The following is a 6,746-nucleotide window of genomic DNA, read 5'->3' on the forward strand; positions in this document are numbered from 1 at the left end:
ATAGATCGTAGACAGCCCAAGCGAGCCGCAAGATGATTGCTCCGACGGATCGAACGATTCGGTTGGCTTCCATTCCCGCCTTTCCGCCCCAAGCGACGGAGGCTCGCACACCTCAAGGACGCGCAGTCTTGCTCTGTGAATAGCCAGGCCGACGCTCGTTCGCGCCGGTCTGGCGCATCTTCCTACATCGGCACGCCTTCAAGCGATAGTTCGCGCGCGCGGTGGCAACTCACAAAGTGGCCGGCGGTAACCTCCTCCAAGACGGGACTCTCCTTTACACAGTGGTCGACGGCGTAGCGGCAACGCGGATGGAAGTAGCAGCCAGAGGGCACGTTGCTCGCATCGGCAACCTCGCCCTGGAGCAGGATGCGCTTCGACCTGCGCCGGGGGTCGGGTTTCGGTACGGCCGAAAGGAGGGCCTCTGTGTACGGGTGCTTTGGGCTGCCGAACAACTCTTCCGTCCTGGCCATCTCCACGATCTTGCCTACGTACATCACTGCCACTCGACTGCTGATGTGCTCGACGACACTCAGATCGTGGGCCACAAACAGGTAAGCTAGGTGCAGTTGGTTCTGCAAATCTTGCAGGAGGTTCAGTATCTGCGCCTGAACTGACACGTCCAGCGCCGACACAGGCTCGTCGGCGACGATCAGGCGGGGATTCAGCGCTAGGGCACGGGCGACGCCGATGCGCTGCCGCTCGCCTCCGCTGAACGCGTGGGGATAGCGCGTCATGTACTCCGGAGGCAGGCCAACCTGCTGTAAGAGATCAGCTACCCGTTCGTTCAGTGCCTTGCCTGACAGGACACGGTTCACCATCAAGGGCTCGGCCACTATATCGCGCACTGTCATGCGCGGACTAAGCGACGAGTATGGGTCCTGGAAGATCATCTGCATCTCACGACGCACGGCTCGAAGGGACTGCCCGTCCAGGGTCGCTACATCGACCCGCTGCCCACTCGTCGTTGTAAAGAGAATCTGACCACTGGTCGGCTCAATAGCTCGAAGGATACAGCGTCCGGTGGTCGTCTTGCCGCAACCGCTCTCGCCGACTAGCCCAAGTGTCTCTCCCTCGTTGATGAAGAAGCTCACGCCATCTACCGCCCGAACAGCCCCCACTTGCCTTCTGAGAAACCCCTTCGTGATCGGAAAGTGTTTTACCAGCTCTATTACCTGCAAGAGGGGAGAGCCGCTGTCAGTTGGATGTTTCATGCGCTCCCTCCCCTGTAGAGCAGGCAACTCACGCTGCGCCGGCTGTCGAGGTCCACCGCCCTGGGCTCCTGATTGTCACATACGCCGGGCATGAAAGATGGACAGCGCGGGTGAAAAGTGCAGCCCGGGGGTCGGTCGTAAGGAGAGGGTATCGACCCGGCAATGGTCTGCAGCTTACCACGCAACTTGGGCCCTAGCTTTGGAATGGACTGCAACAGAGATCGGGTGTAGGGATGTTTCGGGTCATGGAAGATCTCATCCACCGGGCCTTGCTCCACGACTCTGCCTAGGTACATCACTACTACATGGTCGGCCATCTCGGCGATCACGCCCAGGTCATGCGTTATGAGCATGATTGACATGCCATACTCTTCCTGCAGGCGGCGCAAGAGATCCAGGACCTGCGCCTGGGTAGTCACGTCGATAGCCGTGGTTGGTTCGTCAGCAATGAGCAACGACGGACGACAGCACAGCGCCATGGCGATCATAGCGCGCTGGCGCATACCACCACTCAACTGGTGCGGGTGTGCGTCGAAACACTGTTCGGGGCGGGGAATGTTCACGTCACGGAGCGTCGCGATAGCGAGTTCCCTCGCCTCCGGCCTAGTGACTTTGCGATGGAGGGTGATAGCTTCCGTGAGCTGGCGGCCAATAGTGTGTACGGGGCTAAAGGCACTCATCGGTTCCTGGAAGATCATGGCGATCTCTGCACCGCGTATGGCGCGCATCTGCTTTCCGCGAGGATGCAGGCGGGCCAGATCGATCTCATCCTCGATTGCACTCTCGCTATTCCCGGTTCCAGGGCGCTGACGATGGAAGACCATAGAACCGGCGATGATGCGTCCTCCGCGGTCCAGGATCTGCAGCACTGAACGCGCCATGACAGTCTTGCCACATCCGCTCTCGCCTACGACGCCAACAGTGCTATGGCGAGGAACGCAAAAGGACACACCGTCGACCGCCTTGACCGTACCTTCGTGCAGGTAGTAGTACGTCCTGAGATCTCTTATCTCGAGCAACAGGTGTTGGCCTGTCATGACCCCGTATCTGCCTTTCCTCAGAGGCTCTGTCTCGAGAGCATCTATGCTAGCTACGCAATCGGGTCCAACGCGCCATGAGCGACGGCAAGCGCTCCCGACCGTTGGCCGCGCGCTATGGGAAGCTCACTTGCGGCTTGCCACGGGGCTATCGACGGTATTGCGATCTCACTACGCCTTGCAGACACCGCCTAACGCACATAGGGGTCTACGGCGTCGCGCAGGCCGTCGCCAACGAAGTTGAAGCACAGCACTGTCACCACAATGGCAACGGCTGGCGAAAGAAGCCAGGGGTAGAGAGCAATGCTGCGCACGTTCTGCGCCCCCTGCAAGAGGACGCCCCAGCTTATGGCGGGCGGCTGGAGCCCTAGACCCAAGAAGCTCAGAGCAGTCTCCCCCAAGATCATCCCAGGAATCGCCATCGTAAGAGACACCAACATATAGCTAAAGAGCGATGGCAGCAGGTGGCGCCGCAATATCCACCACTGTCCCGCGCCGCTCAGCCTTGCGGCCATAACATAGTCTTCCTCACGCACCGACAGTATCTTGCCTCTCACGACACGAGCCAGCCCAGTCCAACTTACCAGCGAGAGTATGACGGTCATCATGAAGTAGATTCTTGTCGTCGGCCATGTCACCGGCACAGCCGCCGCGAGACCCATCCAAAGGGGTAATGTTGGCAGGGACACCAGAAACTCGATGAGGCGCTGGATGATCATATCTACCGTCCCTCCATAATAGCCCGACAGCCCCCCGAGCAGCGAGCCGATGACAAAGCTAAGAGCGATGCCTACCAGCCCGATCGACAACGATATCTGCCCTCCGATGATCAGTCGGCTAAAGACATCGCGTCCTAAGGAATCCGTGCCAAGGAGATGCAAAGTGCCCGGCTCGTCCACTCTCACGAAGTGCATGTCAGTATAGGCGACCCCCAACAGCCTATACCGGTACGAGTGTACGAAAAAACGCAATGCGAACCTGTGGCTGCGGTCCTCAGAGTAGACCCAAGCGAGGGTGTTCTCGTCCAACTCCTGCTGGTATGCATATACAAAGGGCCACTGGAATCTACCGTTCTCCCAGACGCGGATGCGCTGCGGTGGCGCATTGATGCGCTCCGAGTGACGCTCCCGCGGGTCATAGGGTGCAACAAACTGTGCGAAGGCAACTAAGAGGTACAGCACCGCAAGAAACCCCAGGGATACCACCGCTAGCTTGTGACTTCTGAACTTGCGCCACATGAGTTGCCACTGAGAGGCATAGAGGATAGCCTCAGCTTTGCGTGTCATATCCAGTCCTTCCGCTCTCGTTCCCATGTGCGCTAGCCGCAGCCCCGCCGGCGCTTTTGTCACGTCTCTGCCGCGCAGAGGACGGCCACCAAACGTTGCGCGCGACCCGTCTCAGCTCGCAAGGCGGATTCGCGGATCTGCCCAGGCTAACAGCAGGTCAGAGATGAACGTGCCAACAACGGTGAGCCCGCTTAGGAGCATGACGAAACTGGCCGCGAGGTACATGTCCTGGAATGTCAAGGCCCTGAGCAGCAGCGGGCCCGTCATGGGCAGACCGAGCACGACTGACACGATGACGGTGCCAGAGACAATGCCTGGCAGCATGTACCCTACGGTGCTAAGCAATGGGTTAATGGCAATACGGATAGGGTAACGCAGTAGAAGCTGCCACTCGCTCAAACCTCTGGCACGCGCAGCAGTCACATACGGCTTGCCGAGCTCATCTAGGATGCAGGCACGCAGCGTTCGGACTAAGCCAGCCGTGCCCGCGGCACCCACTATGGCGATGGGCACGCCCATGTGCTTGATCAGATCCCACACTCTACCCAGGCTCCAGGGGGCCGTGGCATACTCAGGAGAGAACAGCCCGATGACACTCATTCCGGTGAGCCTATACAGGGCATATGCAAGGAACAAAGCCAGCAGAAAATCCGGAATGGCAATACCAACGAAAGCGACGAAAGTGAAGACATAATCGAGTGGTGAGTACTGATGGGTTGCAGAGTACACCCCGATGGGGAAAGCTACTACCCAGGTGAAAACGATCGTGGTAAATGAGACGACCATGGTCAAGACGATGCGCTCACCGATAAGGCTTTCTACTGGCTGCTGCCACTGAAAAGAGTAACCCATGTCGCCATGGAGTAACCCCCATACCCACCTACCGTACTGTACGTAGAGAGGTTGATCCAGGCCATATCGACGCTGTAGCGCCTCAACACGCAAGCGGATGTCCTCGTCACTCTGGCCCGCGTCCCTCATGTTCTGGATGACAGTCGTCAGATAGTCTCCAGGCGGAAGTTGAATAATAATGAAGGATACTAGCGACACAGCTATGAGAAGGAGCAAGGCATACTGGAAGCGACGCACGAAGTACGCGAGCATCTCACACCGCCATCCTTCTGCCAGCCATGGACTCGTAAAGCGATCGCCGGCTTCGCGTCCGACCGGCCTCGACGCCCTGAATGCCACGTGATAATCGTAGGACGAGCGCAGCGGGAGAGACCAGGTGGCGCCGCGCTCAACTGCCCGGCGCCACCTGGCGCGCCCCTATGTGGAGCTACGTCCGGAAATACCAGGTCTCGGGTCGGAATGGGCAGACAAAGTCAGACTCGGGCGCGTAGACCGGTACCTCATCTGGCACATTCGCGAGGTCCTTGTGGAACACGATGGGCATGGGCGCGGCGCCCACCGTGCCGATCGCCCAGAGGTTCTCTCCCTGCGACTTGTTGATCTCCTGGCCAAGCCGAATTCGCTCCTCGGTTGGCGCCGTCTGCAGTGCATCCCATCGCTCGAGTTGCTTCTTCATTTCCTCGACCGGCTCTTCGCCTTCCTTGCCCTTCGTCTGATACCACTTGCCCCAGGCGAAGCCCATGCAACTCTCGCCGATACCAGCGACGGAGTAGTAAGGCCAAAACTGCTTCTGAGTGTTGCGCGCGACGATCCAGGTCGAGAGATCGTACTCATCTGCTTGCCAGTGCTCGTTGAGGAGGCTTCGCTCGACGGCCTTGGTCTGGATGTTGACATGAACAGCTGTGCGCCACATGTCGGCCACAAGTTCAGCGGCCGGTCCCATGCCATGGCCATCCCAGTACTCGAAGTTGATCACCAGACGCTTCCCCTTGTACATGCGGAATCCGTCAGAGTCACGTTGGTCTAGGCCAAGTTCGTCCAGCATCTGGTTAGCTTTCTCCGGATCATACTCGATGTAGGCCTTGGCCGCCTCCTCGACATAGTAGTCAGTACCCGGCAGCGATGTTGCCTGCATTATCAAGCCCTTGCCCAAGTAGAGTACACGATTGAACTCCTCCCGATCGAGGCCGAGAGACATGGCGATGCGGAAATCGCGGTTGCGGAAAAGCTCGCGCTTGTCTGGGTCCTTGGCGCACTGGTTGAACATCAGCGCTATGTTGCCCGCGAAATTTGAGAGCCATAGCTTGACTACGTAGCCACCTTGCTCTTCATTCTGCTTGAACAGCGGATAATCAGCCATGACCGTATGTAGGCCCTCGAACCCCACCTCGCCAGCAATCACCTTGAGCTTGAGCGCCTCCGTATCCTGTACGAGGGCGCAGTACTGCCGATCGATGTAGGGCAACTGGTTACCGTCAGGATCTACCTTCCAATAGTAGGGATTGCGCACTGTTGTGATGTTGCCTAGCTCTCGTTTCTCGATGCGCCAAGGGCTGAGTACCGGTACCTCGACAGGGGCAGTACAGAAACTGACCGGATGGGCGTCTGCCATCTTCCAGAACAGATCTACCCAGCTATCCACATTGTTCTGTTTCATCAACTCCTCGAGCTTCGCCTTGTCAGCGTACTTGGCGTGAAACTGCTTGTAGAAATGCTTGGGATAGATCGTGTACCCTCCGTTCACGAGCAGCGACAGAACATCTGGGCAGGCGTACTTCATTCTGACAGTGTATTCGTCGATCTTCTCTACCCCAACGATGCCTGAGGTCGGAGGATTTGGGATCAACTCTGTGTTCATGCGGACGTCTTCGCAGTAGAACACGACATCATCCGCCGTGAAGGGCTCACCATCCGACCACTTGACCCCTTCACGGAGATGCAGCACAATGGTCTTGTTGGCCTCATCCAACTCCCAACTGGTCGCCAGGTTGGGTACGAACTGACGCATGTCCGGTGACATAGCGATGAGGCCCTCGAAGCTGTTCGGAACCCAGCCCTCGAACACGTTTGGGTTTGTGTGCGCGCCGCTGAGGGTGCCACCGTACCTGCCGATACCTTCAAGGGGTTTCACCACTAACGGCTCTTTGGGCAGACGCTTCTCGACGGGCGGCAACTTGCCGGCTGCAACGAGCTCGGCAAGCATGGGAGCCTCTTTGTACTGCATCACTGGCTCCGCTGTCACCTGGGGGGGCTTCGTCGCCTCGACCTTGGTAGGCACAGAAGCCGCCACTGACTGCGAGGTTGGTGGCACCTCGACGGGCTTGGGCGTGGAGCAGGCGCCAGCTACAGCACCAGCGGCT

5 protein-coding genes are annotated in these 6,746 nt (G+C 58.5%); all 5 read right to left on the minus strand.

The features are described from left to right. Positions 1–182: 182 nt before the first annotated feature. Positions 183–1,211, minus strand: coding sequence for an ATP-binding cassette domain-containing protein (locus NUW23_14260; GenBank protein ID MCR4427323.1), 1,029 nt, complete (start codon positions 1,209–1,211; stop codon positions 183–185). Then, a complete protein-coding gene (locus NUW23_14265; GenBank protein ID MCR4427324.1) occupies positions 1,208–2,248 on the minus strand; it encodes an ABC transporter ATP-binding protein in 1,041 nt (346 codons plus the stop codon). Before NUW23_14265 ends, NUW23_14260 begins: the two co-directional genes overlap by 4 nt. Positions 2,249–2,439: 191 nt before the next feature. Further along, complete coding sequence (locus tag NUW23_14270) at positions 2,440–3,534, minus strand: ABC transporter permease (GenBank protein ID MCR4427325.1); 1,095 nt, start codon at positions 3,532–3,534, stop codon at positions 2,440–2,442. Between the two features lie 111 nt (positions 3,535–3,645). Then, the gene (locus NUW23_14275; protein ID MCR4427326.1) at positions 3,646–4,638 is read right to left on the minus strand and encodes an ABC transporter permease; all 993 of its coding nucleotides are present in this window, start codon (positions 4,636–4,638) and stop codon (positions 3,646–3,648) included. Between the two features lie 175 nt (positions 4,639–4,813). Continuing rightward, on the minus strand, positions 4,814–6,746 hold a 1,933-nt coding region (locus NUW23_14280), incomplete at its 5' end, for an ABC transporter substrate-binding protein (GenBank protein MCR4427327.1).

This window comes from Bacillota bacterium, from assembly GCA_024655925.1.
Taxonomy (GTDB): Bacteria; Bacillota; DTU025; order DTU025; family JANLFS01; genus JANLFS01.